Here is a 791-nt window from a genome sequence, read left to right on the forward strand (position 1 = left end):
ACCGCCCCGGAGCACCGGCACTCCCAGAACGCCTTCCGCTTCGTCGTCGAAGGCGAAGGCGTATGGACCGTCGTGAACGGTGACCCGGTCCGCATGTCCCGCGGCGACTTCCTGCTCACCCCGGGCTGGAACTTCCACGGCCACCACAACGACACCGACGAACCGATGGCCTGGATCGACGGCCTGGACATCCCGTTCGTCCACTACGCCGACGCCGGGTTCTTCGAGTTCGGCACCGAGCGCGTCACGGACGAGGCCACCCCGGACATCTCCCGCTCCGAACGGCTCTGGGCCCACCCCGGCCTCCGCCCGCTCTCCGGCCTGGAGAACACCACCAACTCCCCCATCGCCGCGTACCGCTGGAAGTACACCGACGCCGCCCTCCGTGAACAGCTGCTCCTGGAGGACGAGGGCCACCCCGCCACCGTGTCCCAGGGCCACGCCGCCATCCGCTACACCAACCCCACCACCGGCGGGGATGTCATGCCCACCATCCGCGCAGAATTCCACCGGCTCCGCGCCGGCGCCACCACCGAGCCGCTCCGCGAGGTGGGCTCCAGCGTCTGGCAGGTCTTCGAAGGCACCGGCACCGTGACCCTCAACGGCGAAACCCGGGTCCTGGCCAAGGGCGACCTGTTCGTCGTCCCGTCCTGGGCCGCCTGGTCCCTGCAGGCCGAATCCGAGTTTGATCTTTTCCGGTTCAGCGACGCCCCCATCTTTGAGCGCCTGAACTTCAACCGCACCTACATCGAAGGACGCACCAAGTAATGAAACTCCTCACCCTCCGCCTC

At 68.0% G+C, this 791-nt stretch carries 1 protein-coding gene; it reads left to right on the plus strand.

Features of this window, described 5'->3' with window-relative positions; genetic code table 11:
• Window positions 1-768, plus strand: a 768-nt coding sequence (locus tag ACYSM9_RS21880; RefSeq protein WP_461859047.1) for a cupin domain-containing protein, incomplete at its 5' end; no start/stop codon positions are given.
• Window positions 769-791 lie beyond the last annotated feature (23 nt).

It is taken from the genome of Arthrobacter sp. C152 (assembly GCF_054890965.1).